The sequence below is a fragment of the Arcobacter suis CECT 7833 genome (assembly GCF_003544815.1).
Lineage (GTDB): Bacteria > Campylobacterota > Campylobacteria > Campylobacterales > Arcobacteraceae > Aliarcobacter > Aliarcobacter suis.
The window spans coordinates 2,362,357-2,379,406 of the sequence record NZ_CP032100.1 but is presented as its reverse complement, the minus strand read 5'-3'; the positions used below and the strand labels follow the sequence as shown (position 1 = coordinate 2,379,406).

Below are 17,050 nucleotides of genomic sequence, written 5' to 3'. Positions count from 1 at the left end.
TTAATAATTATTCTCCTATAATTAATATTATATTTAAAGGAGAAGTTATGAAAAAAATAACATTAGCTGTATGTATATTAGGTGCAAGTACATTATTTGCAAGTAGTTCACTATTGACAAAAGCGAAACAAAGTGGTCTTGAGGCAATTCCTGCTTCTAAAGTTGAATTAATGAAATTAATTGATGACAAAAAAGATCCAATCACGAAAGAAAAAGTTGAATTAGGTAAGAAATTATATTTTGATCCAAGACTTTCAAAAAGTGGACTGATTTCTTGTAATACATGTCATAACTTAGGTTTAGGTGGAGCAGATGGAATTCCTGCTGCTATTGGTCATGGATGGACGGCAAATCCTCATCACTTAAACTCTCCAACAGTTTATAACTCAGTATTTTTTAAAGCACAATTTTGGGATGGAAGAAGTCCTCATTTAGCTGATCAAGCTCAAGGTCCAGTTCAAGCAGGTCCAGAAATGGCAGCACCTGCATCATTAGTGGAGCAAAGAATAAATTCAATTCCAGAATATGTAAGTGAATTTAAAGTTGCATACGGAAAAGATGTAAAAGTTGATTTTGCAACAATAACAGCAACTATTGCAACTTTTGAGAAAACATTAGTTACTCCTTCAAAATTTGATGATTTCTTAAATGGTAAAGAGAAAGCATTAACTGCTGAAGAGAAAAAAGGTTTAACTTTATTTATAGATAAAGGTTGTACTTCTTGTCATACTGGAATTGCATTAGGTGGAACAATGCAAGCATTTGAAGTAGCTTCTAAATATAAATTTACAAATGTAGGTGATTTCAAAGGTGATGCAAAAGGAATGGTTAAAACGCCAACTCTAAGAAATATTACAGAAACTGCACCATATTTCCATAATGGACAAATTTGGTCATTAAATGAAGCAGTAAAAGAGATGGGTTCTGTTCAATTAGGAATTGAAATTTCTGATGCAGATGCAGCTCAAATTGTAACTTTCTTAAAAACATTAAAAGGTGCAAAACCAGCTATTTCTTATCCTCAACTTCCAGAATCTTCAATAGATACTGCAAAGCCAGAGTTTAACTAAAAATCTTTAGAGGTTTTCCTCTAAAGATAATATTTTAATTTTTCTACACATAATCCCATTGCAGTGCTTTCATATCCAATTACATTTTTTATATATGGTTTACAAAATCCTTCAACCATTATTACCCTTTAGTTTATGTATATAAGTATTACTCATATATTTTAATTTTATGGACATTATAATATGATTAGGATAAAGTTAAAATAAAAAGATTAATTATGACAATAAATGTAATTCCTCATCTAGAAATTTATAAATTACTACCAGATAAAACAAAGGTATATAATGATGATTTTTATATAAGCTATTATAACCATTTCCCTATATTAATTAATGAGGATGGTACTTTATGGAAATATGCAAATTTATATGTGTTATATAAAATTAAATCTCCAAATCCACCTCATTACTCAACTCTTTATAGTGTTGCGAAAGAATTAAAAGCATTTTTTGAATGGAGTTTGGAAAATAATGTTGATTATTTAAATGAGAAAAGAAGAGTAAGAAGACCAACTTATATGTATAGATTTTTTCTTCAAAAGAAATTAGAAAATGGTATAAACACAGATAAAACGGTAAAAAAGAAAATGTCTGTAGTAATTAATTTTTATGAATATTTACAAAATATTCTAAAATTAAAATTTAAATTCCCATTATGGGAAAAAGAAGATGCTTATATATCTTATAAAGATCAATATGGGTTTAAACAAAGTAAGAAAGTAGAAACAAAAGATTTATTAAAAATCTCTTCTTTTTATGGGATTGATAGTGATGAATACATTCAAGATGAAGGGAAATTAAAACCTCTTACTCAAGAAGAACAAAGTTTATTATTCAGAACATTGAACAGATTAGGAAATATAGAAATGACATTAGCTTGCTTAATCGCTTTAACAACTGGTGCAAGAATACAAACTGTATGTACATTACGTTTAAAGCATTTTGAGAGACAACATCCAGAAAAAGAGAAATATCTATCAATTAAAGTTGGATTAGGAACGGATGTAGATACTAAAAATGATACTGTATATTTTTTACGAATGCCAAATTGGGTATATCAAAAAATTCAAATTTATATAAAATCAGAACGATATAAAAAACGCTTTCAAAATCAAAAACACATCTTTAAAGATGAAACATCCCAATATATTTTTTTAACTAATCGAGGTACACCCTATTATGTATCTAAATATGATGAATATATTGGAATATATACAAAAACAATTCCTAATGGAAATACCATAAGACAGTTTCTTAGTGTAACTCTTTATCGAGAGTTAGAGGGAAAATTAAAATTCAGATTTCATGATTTACGAGCTACATTTGCAATGAATTTATTAGATTCGAAAATATATATGGTAGAAAAAGGTGAAATGACACTATATGAATTATTATCCATAATAAAAGAAAGAATGCCTCATAAAAGTTTACTAACAACAGAAAGATATTTAAATTTCAGAAATAAACAAAATCAAAAACAATTTATTCAAAATGAATTTGAAGAATATTTAGAAAGTTTGATATTATGATGGTAAAATTTAATCCCAGTTTTATAAATCTAGAAGAATATTTAAAAATAGAATATCCAACAAGTATATTAGATTATAAAAAGTTGGTAGTAGAATATAAAAATTATAATATACCTCTTTTTAAATTTTGTTATGGAAAATATAAATCAACTGGGAAGTCATTTTTTATTGAAGAAAAAACATACATGAAAACTTTTGAGATTGTAGTGAAATGTGTTTTTGAACTTTTAATTCAATATATTCAAATTGGAAAATCAATAAATACTTTTCTATCTTTTGATAAAAGATTAAAACAATTTTGTACTTGGTGTTTTGATAATAGTTTTGAAATAAAAACAATAAAAGAAGCTTCTGAGACATACATGGCTTATAGTATTTATCTAAAAGGATCGCTAAGACAAGGTAAAAGTTTAAGACATTGTATGGATTTACAAAAATGTGTACGACAACTACTTACAATAATACATGATGATAAACATATGATTATTGCAAATAGTGCTTCCCTTATTTCTCTTCATGGTGAAGGTATACCTCAAAGAAGAACAAAACCATCTTCTTTGGAATCAAATGCTTACCATTTAGAATTTTACAAATCTATATTTAATCAGATTAGTGACTTCTTGATTGAAAAAAAAACGTATCCTTTTCAACTAGAGTTAACAAATAAAATATATAATATTTTACCTACTCAAAATATATTTTATTCTATAGATACAAAATCTTCTTCTCCTATAGGTTTCAACCAACTAGAAGGTAGAGTATATACTTATGACGAACTAAGGAAATTATTTCCTCAAAAATCCAAAGGAATAATCAATACTCATATTAAATATATTACCAGTTTATTAGAAGAATCTTCAAATCCAAACCATAAATTCAGATATAAATTAGGTCAATTTGCAATTCGTGCATTTTACATGCTTTTTTTAACAAATACTGGTATGAATGGTAGTAGTGCAATAAAACTTAGATGGCATGATGATTATGAGCAAAGTACGGAAAGACAAAAGTTTATTGTTTTTAAGAATAGAGCAAATAAATTAGTTGAATTTGAAATAGAAAAGAAATTTCATTCTATGTTTAAAAAATATATTGTATTAAGAAAATATATGTTGCAAAACCGAACTTATAAGTATTTGTTCTTTCAATCATATGGAGTAAATGCAAAATTGACTAAAACACAATTGGATGGTTCATGGAGTGGATTTATTAATAAATATTTTAAAAAAACATTAGATCCAAGACTTCCTGCATTAAATTCTAAGATTCTTCGTATAAATAAAACAGATTATGTTGTTAGAAAACATGGGCTAATTCAAGCTTCAAATATGATGCAAAACAAAGTCTCAACTATATTAAAACATTATACTGCACAACGTGAAGAAGTATCAAACAAACAAATAACAGATTTTTTTAGTACATTGAATGAGAGAGTATTTGAAAATAATAATGTACAAGTTGAAACTATTATAGGTCAATGTAGTAAAACAGAAGAAATTGTTATAAATAATGAATTTCCAGTTGATTGTAATAATAAGCAAACATGTTTATTCTGTCCTCATTACCGTTGCCATCTTGATAAACAAGACCTACTAAAAATTTTTAGTTTACAGTTTATTTTACTTGAGACAAGAGCTGTTGCATTTGATGAAAAACAATTCCTCTCAGTGTATGAAGGACTTTTAGAAAGAATTGATGAGCTAAAAGAATTAGCACTAAAAACTAAAAGAATATCAATTCAGGATATGGAGAGTATTAAGAATGAAGTATTTCATTATGAAAAACTACATCCATATTGGGAACACAAATTCAAAAAATTATTAGATATGGGAGTTCTCAAGTGACAGCACAAACTTATTATATATTTGATGAATTAGCTCCTAATGAAAAAGCTAAATCTGATGTACTATACATTGATGAAAATTTTAAAATAGAAGAAATTCAAAATACTTTTGTTATATCACGAGACAATAGGGGAAATACTTTATCTAGATTCCAAGATGACATATGGGATTTTAGTGCTTATTCTGTTATTTCTACTTATCAAGATAAAATAAACTTTGGAACATTAAGATTAGATGATTCTAAAATAGCTAAAAAAATTATGCTTATATTGTTGATTATGGGTAGAGGTAATAAGAGTAGTCAATTGTCTGTTTTGACTTTGTATAACTATTTCTATTCAGCAATAAGACCTTTGAGTCAATTCTCTGAACAAAATAATATTAGCCTAATGAAAAGTTTATTTTCAGAAAAGTTTATTTTAAAATATTTATATGTTAACAGAAAAGACACTACAAAATTAAGATTTCTTGCAAGGTTACTTAAATATTTATGTGAAAGTTATAATATTATTCATAATATTCAGAGTGTTTTCACGAATGAGATTAAACAGTTTGTGGAATATTCAAGAAAAAAAAATGAAGAAAATAGTGAGCAAACTTTATTGATACCATCAAGAATTTACCTTTATGGCATCAAAAAACGATGGGAACATATAGATAATATTAATCAATATATTAATTCACTAAGTGATTTTTTTGAACAATTTTTATCAAACCGTGGCTTCGGTTCAACAATGGCTATGATTACTAAATATAATCTTATCCCTAGTCAGTATGTAAAATGGACTGATGCAGTAAGTCAATTTCAATTAAGTAAATTATTTAGTATATATGAAGTTAAAAATCGTAGAAGTTTTGCTAAATTTTTAAATTTAATTTATTCTACATGTTTTCATCAACTATTAACATATAGTGGGATGAGAAGAAATGAAGCTTTATCATTAAATAATAATTGCTTGATAACAACGCTAACAGAAAGTGGAACTGTTTTAAAACTATTAGGAAAGACAACTAAATTGACACCTTCTTTTGAAGAAACTGCATGGATAACATCTTCACGAGTAGAGAGTCTTATTAATATATTAAATAAATTAAATCATGTGATAACAAAAATATATGAAATAGATTTTGAATCTTTCCCTCTTTTTCCAAAGACTGGATTTTTAAAACCAAAGGATGAGAATAATATTATTCTAAAATCATCTTTATGGATGAGAGATGCACAAGTAAAAGATGAATTGCCATTGGATATATTGCAGATAACAATTACGGAAGATGATAAGAAAGAATTGGAAAAATTAAATCCACTGAAAACAGATGAATCTATTGAGATTGGAAATGTGTGGAATTTCTCTTATCATCAATATCGTAGGAGTTTAGTTGTTTATGCATTACAAAGTGGCATGGTTTCTATTGGTGGACTACAACAACAAATGAAACATTTATTTATAGATATGACAATGTATTATGGAAATAATTCTCATAACGCAGAAAATCTTTTTAAACCAGAAAAAGTTTTAAGTAGAGAATATCAAGAAACTAAAACTGAGTTACAGACTTTGTATTATGTTAGAGATGTACTTTTTTCTGATGAAGAATTATTTGGTGTACACGGTAGTTATATAGAAAAACATAATAAGCATAATAATCAAGAAGAGTTTCTACCTTTTTTTAAAGAAAATCGTAAGAATCTAATGAAACGATTTAAGAGTGGTGAGATGATATATAAAGAAACTGCATTAGGAGCTTGTGTATCATCTGAACCATGTGACTATAGATTAGTACATAGTATTTACGCATGTGCTAGTTGTACAGGGGCAATAATTAAAAAAGAAAAAATAGATAATATGATTATTCAACAAAAAAAGAGTATTGAATATTTATATAAGAATAATTATGGTGATACTGTTGAGTACAGAACTGAAATAGCCGATCTTGAAGAATTGAAAAAATATAGAAAAAAATTGATTAATAAATAGAGGAGATAATATGGCACGAAAAGCAATTGATTATTATTATGATGCATTACAACGTCTTATAAATAATAAACCATTAAATATTCCAAAAGATTCAAAAATAAATAATGATACTGTTGCACTTGAAGCCTGTAGAAAGCGGGGTAGTATTAAAAGAAGTCGAGAAGGCTTTGAGCAATTGATTACTGATATTTTAGAGGCAGAAGCAAAACGTACACAAGGAGTACGAAAGCTACAAGGTAAACTTGAAAAAACAAAGCAAGATAAAATTAATGTTGAGATTTTATATAATGAAAGTTTAAATAGAGAGCTAATGTATTTAGAAACAATTAATGAATTAGAAAAAGAAATAGAAAAATATAAACATCCAGAAAATAGCATTAATAGGAATTATAGATGATTAGATTAGGTTCAAAATCACCTACAAGGGCATTGATTCTTAAAAACTTTGGAATAAATTTTATTCAAAATGGTGGGGAGTTTGATGAAGATTCAATTACAACAACTAATCCTAAATCTTTTTGTTATGAAGCAACAAAAGGTAAATTTAAAGAATTGTATGAAAAATATGGAATTGAAGATATGCCTTTACTTGTTGCAGATAGTGTAGTTACAACAAATGGTGAATTACTTAGAAAAGCAAAAGATGAAGATGATGCAAGACGAATGCTTGGACTTCAAAGTGGTAATGAAATTTCAGTGATTACTTGTATGATTTATAAAAGTAAAACAAAAGAGCTTGTTGATATTTCTATTACAACATATCAATTTGAAAAATTTGATGAACAGGATGTTAAAGACTATATAAAATCAGGTGAATGCTTTGGTAAGGCTGGAGCTATCATGGTAGAAGGGTTTTGTAAGCCTTATATAAAAGAATATATTGGATATGAGTCTTGTGCAATGGGACTAACTATTGAAAAACTATTACCGCATTTATAAAAATTTAGCTTAAAGATGTCAATAAAAAAGTTTTTCCTTATTAAATAGAGTTAATAAATTATTTAATAATAACTATAAATAATATATAGTTTGCTATACTATTGATTATATATTATTAGAGGAAATATGAAGAAAAAAAGAGAATTGACAGAATTTAAAAGATTAAAAATTGATTTACTTGATAAGTATAGAATAGAATTGAATTTTTTTAATTTTATTAATAATACAGATAATAAGGGTAAACATCTTATAAGAGCTAATATTGAAAGATTATATAAAATCAGATTATTTAAAAAGTATATTGTATATGAACCTTTCCCAAAAACAATTATTGATTTAAAACACCAAAATGTTCCATTTTCTGCAGCTACAAATCTTAATAATGCAGTATATTGGGAAGCTAATGTTTTAAAGATATTTAAAAGAGAACTTAAAGAATTTGAGTCTTTGAGACACATGTTTGAGATAAATTTTGTAAAAGGCGAATTTGAAACGGCACATAGCATTTTAGAAGATATTGAGTCTAAATTTGGTTATTCAATGTGGCTTATTGAAAATAAAATGCTTCTTATTAATTATGCTGAAGGTTTTTCAGAGCTTAGGAAATTTGTTAACGCAATTTTAGACAATGATAACATAAATGGTGTAGTGAAACTTCTTGTAGATTTTACAAGCAATAAAATTGATTCAAATATGAACTCAAAACAATATGAAGAGTATATTAAAGATAAGTTCAAAGATTTACGTAATTATAAACTTAATCCTCAATTGATGAATTATGTTAGTTTCAGATTAAACTGTAGTTCTATAGAACCCATTTCAAGCTATTTTGATGTAATTTCTTTTGAAAGTGACTCTTCTATTCTTGATAGATATATCTCTTTTAAACAAGTTGCTCAACAAATAGATCAAGAACAATATCAAGATATATTTTCAGAATCAATTGATATTTTAAATAAATATGTTGATGAAGTATTTTTAAATAATTTACACTTTTTCTATAATAATCAAAACAATATAATAAATAGTGATCTTGATAAAGATGTTAATATACTACTTGAACATTATACGAATGCTGATTATTTAACTTCTAGTAAACTTTCTAAAAAAATATTAGATAGATACCCATATATTATTGAGGTTTGTGAAATATATATTAAGAGTTTAATTAGAAATAGCAGTTTATACCCTAATGTTGATAATACTTTCTTAAATGACATACTTAAAAATATGTATAATATTTTATTGAAGAATGATAAATCTTATGAGTCATATTTAAGTTTAAGCAAGTTAATTTATAGTTTTTCTACACATCATTGGAGTGCAACACTTTATGATTTCTTGCATAATGCATATAATGATGATAATAGTGATACGATACATAAAGATATTATCATTGCAAAACTTAATTCTATTATTAATACTCCTAAAAAAGTCGAGGTTTTTTTAACTCATAATCAAGGTAGTAAATATTTAAATCAAATAGAAAATATGCATGGAAGTTTAAAAACTACTCAGTTATTTAAAGCATTACATAATAATTTGACGATCCAGGATATAAAAAATATTAAACTACCTACAATAAGGGAAAAATATTATATTGCTAAATATTTAAAGAATAATAATCAATTTGAAAGTGCATTAGCTCTTTATGACGAGATTTTTGAGACAGATGATACTGATTATATTGACATACAAAACTCCTTAAAGGGTAAAATACGATGTTTAATAGAACTTAATAGAATAGATGAATGTATTAGTTTAATAAGTTCACAATACATAGAAAATAATAATCTTTATAAAATTTTCCCAATTAGTGAAATTATACAGAAAATGAAACTTGAAAGAATAAAAGTTAAGGATTTTTTATCATTGTCAATTTTATATGATATTTGTATTAAACATTTAAAAGTAAATAGTTTTATATTTCTAGACCTTCAAAATACTTATGAAGACGTATTATATACATACAATTTAGAAAAGCCTAAAGGGCTTTTATCAAAAATTGATGTACATAATCGGAAAAAATCTATTTACTTTTTACGTTATATATGTATTCCTAATGTTATGGACACAAGTTCTGAGTTTTATTCCTCTAATGAGTTATATGAGGAACGTATTAAAATATGTCAAATTCTTATTGAATTAGATTCTAGAAACCATGATATATATTCAAATCAGATTAAAGAATATACTGCAAAGCTTTTTATTAATAAGAAGATGTCTGAAATAGAACAAAGTAAAATTTATGTTGATATTGAAGGTATAAAGAAGATTTCAGAGTTGAAACTTAAAGAGTCTTACACTCGATATATGAAGCTTTTAACAACTGATAAGCAAGATAAAAAAAACGATTACATCGAGATTGAGGGTGATGATGGGGTAATGATTCAAATTACTACAAATGATAGGCAGATGGTATTCTGGAAAATTTTTTACCATATACGGGATTTGTTTACAACTAATAGTGATTATGGATTAGATACTTATTTAAGTGTAAATATACGACATGGTACTTTATCAGGATTATTACGTAAACCTTTAGAGGCGGAACACCTTATAACACTTAGAAATGAAAAAACAAATGTGTATAAAGACAATGAATATTGGATAGATAAATATTATTATGATGAAGAAAATCTCGAAAATGTTTTAAAATATCTTAATGACTTTTCTAAACGTACTGATAGATTGATTAACATACTTAAAAATAACTGGATTCAAATTCTTACAGAGTCAAAAATGTTTGATAACGGAATGTTTGCCTATATATTTGGAACACATGAACTAGAGGATTTAGAATCTCATATACATCCTAAAACTACTTATGAAGAGTTTACTGAATTAATTTTCTCAAAGCTTTGGGAAGTAACAGAGGAGAATTTAGAGGTTATTAGAACAAATATAAATAATGTACTAATGCCTAAATATAATCGAATTTTTGACGTCTTGCAAAAAAGGATTGCAAATATGAATAGTGATGGTAAATATAAAGAATTAGATCAGTCAATTACCAAATCTAGAACAGAGCTTTTAAATTCATTAGTTACAGTATCAAATTGGTTTAAACGTTCAAAAACATTTAATACCCAAGACTATACTTTAGACCTTGCTATTGATATTGCAAGAAATATGATTGAGAATATTTATCCACATAAAAATATGGAGACTAAAATTAGTTCTTTAGATTATATGTTTAAGGGCATTACTTTGAACAATTTTGTTACAATTTTTTATACAATCTTTGATAACTGTATTCAAAGGTCTGGACTTGAAGAAAACTCTATTAAAATAACTATTAATTTTGAAAGTAATCAATGTAAATTTATATGTATTAATGATATAGATGAAAAAACATGTACAGAGGAGAGAATTACTTATGTTAATCAGTTAGAAAACGATTTAAATATACGTCAAGGAATGGAAAAGGTACGAAAAGAAGGAGGAAGTGGGTTTTATAAAATTATTAAAATTTTAAATACAGATTTATTTTGTAAAACAAGCATAAAATTAAAGTATCTTGATAAAAAATACTTTTACTCAGAGATAATTTTAGAAAGGGAAGGACTTTATTATGAAAATATTGATTGCTGATGATGATATTAATAAACGTGAACGAATCAAATCATTTATTATTACAAAATTTAATGATAAATTTGAAATATCAGAACGACACTCTTATCAAAGCTCTTTAAAATGTATTCAACATGAGTTATTTGATTTAGTTATTCTTGATATGACAATGCCAACTTATGATATCTCTATTGAAGAGAATGGTGGTAGAATAAAAGTCTTTGCAGGAAAAGAAATCATGAGTAAAATGATTAGAAGAGATTTGATAATGCCTGTAGTTGTTATGACTCAATTTGAAACTTTTGGAGAAGATGAAGTAACTTTTTCTGAACTTGAAAAAGAATTAAAAATTTCATATGGAGAGATATTTGAAGAAATTATTTACTATCACAATGGATTAATTGGTTGGCAAGAAAAATTAGAAAATAGATTAAATGAATATATAAGGAAGAACAATGAGAATACTTCTACTTGAGGATAATAATGATAAAGCTTGCTCTATCATGGAAACTTTAGATGCAGTAGAATTTTTAATAAAAGATGATATTGATGTCGTAAGTGATTTAAAATATGCAAAAGATGAATTAAAGAAGCATAAGTATGACTTATTTATAGCAGATATACAAGTACCTAAAAGAGGTGGAGAAAAAGCAGTTAAAAGTGCTGGTTTTGATTTTATATATCAGTTAACACAAAGACCTCAAATTTATAATATACCTACACATATTATCTCTATTACAGAATACAAAGAATTATATGATGAGTATAGAGAACAGCTAAACAGTGATATGTTTAATATGATTTTTTATGATGAAACAGGTGATGAGTGGAAAAAAATATTAATTAAAAATTTAGCTTTAATCAATAATAACTTACAATCAACGCATAATTCAACAGATTACAAATATGATTTAGGGATTATATGTGCACTAAATGATCCAGAATTTAGACAAATTGAACTTTTATCTAGTAAATGGCGTAAAGTTGAGATGCCAAACTCTAAATTACCATTTATTGAAACAGTTTTTGATTTTGGTGATAAGCAATTAAAAGTGGTTGCTATCTCTATTAATAAAATGGGAATGGTACCAACTGCTGTACTATCTACACAAATGATTGAATATTTTAGACCTAGGTATTTGGCTATGACTGGTATTGCCGCTGCTATTAAAGGAGAAAATATAAATCTTGGAGATATCCTAGTTGCAAGTCCTTCATGGGATTCAGGTTCAGGGAAATTTAAAGAGACAGATGATGGAAAAGTTTTTGAAATTGATCCTAAGCAAGAACCACTAGATGACGATATTAGTCATGAAATAGCTCAAATGGCAAAAGATTCTAGGTTACTTAATAAAATTCGTGAATCTTGGACACACCAAACAATTTCAACTGTTTTAAATGTACATGTAGGTCCTATCGCTTCGGGTGCAGCAGTAATAGCAGACGAAGATATCACAAGTGAAATACAAAAGCAATCACGGAAAATGGTAGGTATAGAAATGGAAGCATATGGACTAGTTTATGCTGCAAATCATGCTACTCATGAAAGACCTTACCCTCTTATAATAAAGTCTGTGTGTGACTATGCTGATAGAGAAAAAAATGATGGTTTTCAAAATTATGCCGCATATACGAGTGCACAATTCTTATATGAATATGCTCGAAGTTTTATAAAGAGTAAATAAAAAAAGTATATAATATGGACATATATAAAATAAAAAGTGTCCATATCTATTTAAATTCTATGGACATACTAGAAATTAAATAATATAGAAAAGATAGGCTTTAAAGAATGTCCATAAGTTAAAGACTTAAGGGTATCTTTATAGCTCCTGCTTTTCCAAAACACTCACCTGAATCTAAATATTCTTGCATATGTTTTTTATCAAAAGATTCAAATTCATAAGTTGTAATAGATATATCGATTAGTTCTTTTTCTTTTGATTTGTAAATCATACAAGTAATTACAGAAGTTTTATTTCCACTTTGAAGTTCAAGCATAGCTTTTGCATCGGCTAAATCTTTTGCTTTTCGTAAAAGTTTTCCCTCACAAGTTACAACAGAATCAGCAACCAACAAAGGTATATCTTTTATTCCATATTTTTTATAAAGTTCATTAAACTTTCCTTTTGTTGCTTCATAACAAAATGATTTAGGATTTGTTGTAGTTATAGAATCTTCATCAAAATCTCCACCATTTTGAATAAAATCTATACCAAAATTTTTTAAAATCAATGCACGTGTTGATGAATTTGAACCAAGTCTAATCAAATTAAGCCTTTTTTATTTGGATTATACTCAATTTGAATATAATTCATTTGAAATTTATAATATAAAATAAAGAGATAAAACTAAATGCAATTTTTATTTAACATATCAGGATTATTAATCTTTTTTTCTTTTTTAACTACCTTATATGCTTATTTTTTTAATGAAAAGTTATTGATTATTGCGGGAGTTTTTGCTTGGATTTCATTTTTAATACTTTTTCCTTCAATAAAAAATAAGAAAATCATTATTGTTTTATTGATATTAAGTTTTTTAGCTTTTTTTATTTCTTATCTAAATGACTTTAAAATAGATTTAACAAAAGTATTTACAGTAAATCAATATTTATTAACTCTGTTAATTGCAGTCGGTTTTTTAAGACTTATTGCAAACCCAAAAAAAGAAAAAACTTCTCAACTTCCAAAGGGCAAAAAATCTTTTATAAAAACATATTTAAGTGTTCATCTTTTTGGTTCAGTAATAAATATATCTTCTCTTATTTTAGTAGCTGATAAGATGTACAAAAAAGCACCTTTAAGTAATGCTCAAGTTGTTTTATTAACAAGAGCATTTGCAAGTGATGCGTATTGGTCACCATTTTTTGTAGCATTTGCAGCTGCTATTACATATGCTCCTAAATTGGATACTTCAATTATTTTATTAAATGGAATAGTTTTGTCAATATTGGCTTTTTTAATTACATATTACGAAGTGCTTAATAATAAGGAGTTTAATATTAACGAATTTAGAGGTTATCCTTTATCTTTTGAAAGTTTATATTTACCATTTGTGTTGGCTTTATTAGTTTTAATTACTAACTATTTTTTCCCAAATATCAAAGTGATTGTTTTGATTTCTACTTATTCTTTATTGATGTCTTTATTAATATTACCAGTAAAAAAAGGTTTAATCCAATCTTATTTTAAATTTGCTTTTTATATAAGTGATGAACTACCAAAAATGAAAACAGAAATGGCACTTTTTTTGGTTGCAGGAATGTTTGGTATTTTTATTAGTTCTATATTAATTGGCATGAATTTAGAGTTACCCTTTGAAATCTTTGATTGGCAAATAGCTTCTATATTACTTTTGATATTTATTATTTTAGCTTTTGTTGGAATCCATCCAATCATAACTATTGCAATAATAGGAGATTTTTTAAGTGGAGTAAATCATACTCTTTTAGCACTTACTTTTTTGATGGCTTGGTCAACAACTGTTTCAACTTCACCATTTTCAGGATTAAATCTAACTGTTGTTGCAAGATATGATTTTGCTGCAAAAGAGATATTTAGATTAAATATTTTTTATGCTTTTAAAATGTATTTGATTTGTGTTTTTTGTCTATTTATTTTATCAAACTATTTAGGTTTATAAAAAAAATCATATATATATCATTTTGTTTTTATAAAATTCTTTGAAATATTAGTAGATGCACAAGCTTCGTACTCTTTCTGCTTCCTAGATTTAAGAATTGTGTATTTACTTTATTTTTATGATTATTAGTTACAATTATCCTAAATTATTTTAAGTGATTTATATGAATCTATTTTTTATTTTATTAGGAAAAATTTCTCCTTTATATCTAAATATCGTAATTGGATATGTTCTAACAAGATATTTTAGGATTAAACGAAATTTTATAGCTACACTGCTTATATATATTTTAGGACCAATTGTAATTCTTTTTGCAACTTTATCTATAAAAATAAATTTACAACTACTTTTTTTACCTTTATTTGTTTTTTTTCTTGGAACAACAATTGCTTTTTATATATTAAAAAGATATAAAAATGATTGGAATGATGCAAGTATAAATACTTTATCATTTACTTGTGGAACTGGAAATACTGGATATTTTGGTATTCCTTTATCTATGATTTTATTAACTCCAGAATCAGCAAATCTATTTATTTTCGCAACACTTGGTTCATTATTATATGAAAATACAACAGGTTTTTATGTAACTGCAAAGGGAAGTTTTACTGCAAGACAATCTATTATCAAAGTAATCAAACTTCCACTTTTATATGCGTTTATTTTAGGTCTTTGTTTAAATATTTTAGGTTTTAAAACACCTGAATTTGTAGTTCCATATTTTGAAGGATTTAAATGGGCTTATGGGATTTTAGGAATGATGATGCTTGGTATGGGAATGAAAAATTTTAATTTAAAAGCTGATGTAGATATAAAATATTTAAGAATTGCATATTTCTATAAATTCATTTTTTGGCCAGTTTCTATGATATGTATTATTTTTCTAGATAAAAATTTTATAGGTTTTTTAAATGAAGAGATTTATAAAGTTTTATTTTTATTTTCTCTTGTACCACTTGCAGGGAATACTGTTACACTTGCAGTTTTATTAAATGCAAGACCTGAAAAAGCTTCTTTTACTGTTCTTTTAAGTACGCTAATTTCAGTTATTTACATACCAATATGTTTGATTATTTATAGTGGTTTTTAGAAGAATTAATTCATAATTCTTCTAGCAGTCCAGTAAGCATCTTTATAAAAAGGTTTATCTAATTTTGTAAATTGGATACCATTTATTGATGAGTGTAAGAAGTCACCATTTCCCATGTAAATTCCTACATGTTTATCTCTTTTACTTGTTTTGAAGAAAACTAAGTCACCCATTTTAAGGTCAGCTTTTTTAACTTCTGTTCCTACATTTACTTGTGTTAAAGTAGTTCTTGGTAATTCAATACCAAATTTCTCTTTAAAAGCTTTTTGCGTAAAAGCAGAACAATCTATTCCAGTTCTTGAGCTTCCACCCATTTTATATTTTACATTTTTCCAATCGTTATAGAAATCAACGAATGCTTGTTTTTTTGTTAAAACTTTTGAGTTTAAAGATTCAACATTTTCAGTATTATCTAAAACTAATTTTTCATAATCTTTTTTACTTATTGTAGCTTCATATTTTAAATGAGGTCTATTTTTAAGTTTATCATTTCCTTCTGACTCATACGACGATTTGTAGTCATTATAAGAAATATTTGAAGCGTTCAAATTACTGTTATTTATTTTATTGTTTTCTTCTATTTGAATATTTTTGTTACTACTACAAGCTGTAAGTAATAATATAGTTGGTAGAAGTATAAAAGTCTTCTTTATCACTAATTCTCCTTTTATAATTAAATTCAATCTATAATTCTTTGTGCCTTCCAATAGCTTTTGCTAAAATAAGAATTACTTAATTCGGAAATTGTTACACCGCTTTTTGTAGAAGCATGTACAAATAATCCATCTTCAAGATATATGCCAACATGGTTTATATCATCACCTGTTTTGAAGAATACTAAATCTCCACTTAGTAATTGACTTTTATCTATCTCTTTTCCAACCTGCGATTGCATAACAGTTGTTCTTGGCATAGATAAATCAAACTTTTCTTTAAAGGCTTTTTGAATAAAACCTGAACAATCAATTCCACTTTTCGAATCACCACCTAATTTATATCCAACTCCTTCCCATTCACTATAAAAATCAAATAGGTCTAAGTTTAGATCTATTCTTTCATTTTGATAACTTAAGGAGTCTAGGCTTTTATTTGATTTTGTAATCTCTCTATACTTTTTAAATTTTAAATCTCTTTGCATTATTGTATTTTGCAAAGATGCGCTTTGAAAGATGTATTCACCATTTTGTGATGCAGATAAACTACTATCATCACTATATTTAAATGAACAACCAGTCATAATAAGCGTTAAAATAAGAAATAGTAAAAAGTTTTTAATATACATAATCAAATTAAATACCTTTTAAATTATAGGTTTTCGAGTTTTATAGTATTAAAAAATAAGAAATATGTCAAGTTTTAACCTCTCTTTAGTATAATATAA

At 26.1% G+C, this 17,050-nt stretch carries 14 protein-coding genes and 1 pseudogene; 11 read left to right on the top strand and 4 right to left on the bottom strand.

The window, feature by feature from the left end:
- The first annotated feature begins 47 nt into the window (after positions 1-47).
- Positions 48-1,070: a cytochrome-c peroxidase gene (locus tag ASUIS_RS12210; RefSeq protein WP_118887358.1), complete on the top strand. Its 1,023-nt coding sequence runs from the start codon at positions 48-50 to the stop codon at positions 1,068-1,070.
- Positions 1,071-1,090: 20 nt separating this feature from the next.
- On the opposite strand, the pseudogene ASUIS_RS12205 reads toward ASUIS_RS12210, so the two are convergent.
- Positions 1,091-1,192, bottom strand: a pseudogene (locus ASUIS_RS12205) (septum formation inhibitor Maf); the annotation flags it as partial.
- 96 nt (positions 1,193-1,288) lie between these two features.
- On the opposite strand from ASUIS_RS12205, the gene ASUIS_RS12200 reads away from it, so the two are divergent.
- The 8 genes from ASUIS_RS12200 (at position 1,289) to ASUIS_RS12165 (ending at position 12,619) form a co-directional block, all read left to right on the top strand.
- Complete coding sequence (locus tag ASUIS_RS12200; protein WP_118887357.1) at positions 1,289-2,599, top strand: site-specific integrase; 1,311 nt, start codon at positions 1,289-1,291, stop codon at positions 2,597-2,599.
- Positions 2,596-4,443 (top strand): hypothetical protein, encoded by a 1,848-nt coding sequence (locus ASUIS_RS12195; protein WP_118887356.1) that lies wholly within the window; start codon positions 2,596-2,598, stop codon positions 4,441-4,443. The genes ASUIS_RS12200 and ASUIS_RS12195 overlap by 4 nt, the downstream gene beginning before the upstream one ends.
- Positions 4,440-6,422: a hypothetical protein gene (locus ASUIS_RS12190; protein ID WP_128326726.1), complete on the top strand. Its 1,983-nt coding sequence runs from the start codon at positions 4,440-4,442 to the stop codon at positions 6,420-6,422. The genes ASUIS_RS12195 and ASUIS_RS12190 overlap by 4 nt, the downstream gene beginning before the upstream one ends.
- A gap of 10 nt (positions 6,423-6,432) precedes the next feature.
- A complete protein-coding gene (locus ASUIS_RS12185) occupies positions 6,433-6,819 on the top strand; it encodes a hypothetical protein (RefSeq protein WP_118887354.1) in 387 nt (128 codons plus the stop codon).
- Complete coding sequence (gene maf, locus ASUIS_RS12180) at positions 6,816-7,361, top strand: septum formation inhibitor Maf (protein WP_118887353.1); 546 nt, start codon at positions 6,816-6,818, stop codon at positions 7,359-7,361. The genes ASUIS_RS12185 and maf (ASUIS_RS12180) overlap by 4 nt, the downstream gene beginning before the upstream one ends.
- A gap of 126 nt (positions 7,362-7,487) precedes the next feature.
- A complete protein-coding gene (locus ASUIS_RS12175) occupies positions 7,488-10,955 on the top strand; it encodes a hypothetical protein (RefSeq protein WP_118887352.1) in 3,468 nt (1,155 codons plus the stop codon).
- A complete protein-coding gene (locus ASUIS_RS12170; RefSeq protein ID WP_118887351.1) occupies positions 10,936-11,409 on the top strand; it encodes a response regulator transcription factor in 474 nt (157 codons plus the stop codon). Before ASUIS_RS12175 ends, ASUIS_RS12170 begins: the two co-directional genes overlap by 20 nt.
- Positions 11,390-12,619 (top strand): phosphorylase family protein, encoded by a 1,230-nt coding sequence (locus ASUIS_RS12165; protein ID WP_118887350.1) that lies wholly within the window; start codon positions 11,390-11,392, stop codon positions 12,617-12,619. Before ASUIS_RS12170 ends, ASUIS_RS12165 begins: the two co-directional genes overlap by 20 nt.
- Positions 12,620-12,737: 118 nt before the next feature.
- Here ASUIS_RS12165 and maf (ASUIS_RS12160) read toward each other — a convergent pair whose 3' ends face one another.
- Positions 12,738-13,205, bottom strand: a complete 468-nt coding sequence (gene maf, locus ASUIS_RS12160; RefSeq protein ID WP_118887349.1) for a septum formation inhibitor Maf — start codon at positions 13,203-13,205, stop codon at positions 12,738-12,740.
- Between the two features lie 84 nt (positions 13,206-13,289).
- Between maf (ASUIS_RS12160) and ASUIS_RS12155 the strand changes: the two genes are divergently transcribed.
- Together ASUIS_RS12155 and ASUIS_RS12150 are read left to right on the top strand one after the other, a co-directional pair.
- Positions 13,290-14,579, top strand: a complete 1,290-nt coding sequence (locus ASUIS_RS12155) for a tellurium resistance protein TerC (RefSeq protein ID WP_118887348.1) — start codon at positions 13,290-13,292, stop codon at positions 14,577-14,579.
- A gap of 163 nt (positions 14,580-14,742) precedes the next feature.
- The gene (locus ASUIS_RS12150; protein ID WP_118887347.1) at positions 14,743-15,669 is read left to right on the top strand and encodes an AEC family transporter; all 927 of its coding nucleotides are present in this window, start codon (positions 14,743-14,745) and stop codon (positions 15,667-15,669) included.
- A 5-nt stretch (positions 15,670-15,674) separates the two neighbouring features.
- On the opposite strand, the gene ASUIS_RS12145 is transcribed toward ASUIS_RS12150, so the two are convergent.
- Both ASUIS_RS12145 and ASUIS_RS12140 read right to left on the bottom strand, forming a co-directional pair.
- Positions 15,675-16,325: an NlpC/P60 family protein gene (locus ASUIS_RS12145; protein ID WP_128326727.1), complete on the bottom strand. Its 651-nt coding sequence runs from the start codon at positions 16,323-16,325 to the stop codon at positions 15,675-15,677.
- A 23-nt stretch (positions 16,326-16,348) separates the two neighbouring features.
- Positions 16,349-16,951 carry an NlpC/P60 family protein gene (locus ASUIS_RS12140; protein WP_118887699.1) on the bottom strand — a complete coding sequence of 201 codons (603 nt, stop codon included), beginning with the start codon at positions 16,949-16,951 and terminating at the stop codon, positions 16,349-16,351.
- Positions 16,952-17,050: the final 99 nt, after the last annotated feature.

Coding starts and splice junctions, on each gene's coding strand:
- ASUIS_RS12210 (WP_118887358.1), top strand. CDS start 48: ATGAAAAAAATAACATTAGCTGTATGTATATTAGGTGCAAGTACATTA.
- ASUIS_RS12200 (WP_118887357.1), top strand. CDS start 1,289: ATGACAATAAATGTAATTCCTCATCTAGAAATTTATAAATTACTACCA.
- ASUIS_RS12195 (WP_118887356.1), top strand. CDS start 2,596: ATGATGGTAAAATTTAATCCCAGTTTTATAAATCTAGAAGAATATTTA.
- ASUIS_RS12185 (WP_118887354.1), top strand. CDS start 6,433: ATGGCACGAAAAGCAATTGATTATTATTATGATGCATTACAACGTCTT.
- maf (WP_118887353.1), top strand. CDS start 6,816: ATGATTAGATTAGGTTCAAAATCACCTACAAGGGCATTGATTCTTAAA.
- ASUIS_RS12175 (WP_118887352.1), top strand. CDS start 7,488: ATGAAGAAAAAAAGAGAATTGACAGAATTTAAAAGATTAAAAATTGAT.
- ASUIS_RS12170 (WP_118887351.1), top strand. CDS start 10,936: ATGAAAATATTGATTGCTGATGATGATATTAATAAACGTGAACGAATC.
- ASUIS_RS12165 (WP_118887350.1), top strand. CDS start 11,390: ATGAGAATACTTCTACTTGAGGATAATAATGATAAAGCTTGCTCTATC.
- ASUIS_RS12155 (WP_118887348.1), top strand. CDS start 13,290: ATGCAATTTTTATTTAACATATCAGGATTATTAATCTTTTTTTCTTTT.
- ASUIS_RS12150 (WP_118887347.1), top strand. CDS start 14,743: ATGAATCTATTTTTTATTTTATTAGGAAAAATTTCTCCTTTATATCTA.
- ASUIS_RS12140 (WP_118887699.1), bottom strand. CDS start 16,951: ATGTATATTAAAAACTTTTTACTATTTCTTATTTTAACGCTTATTATG.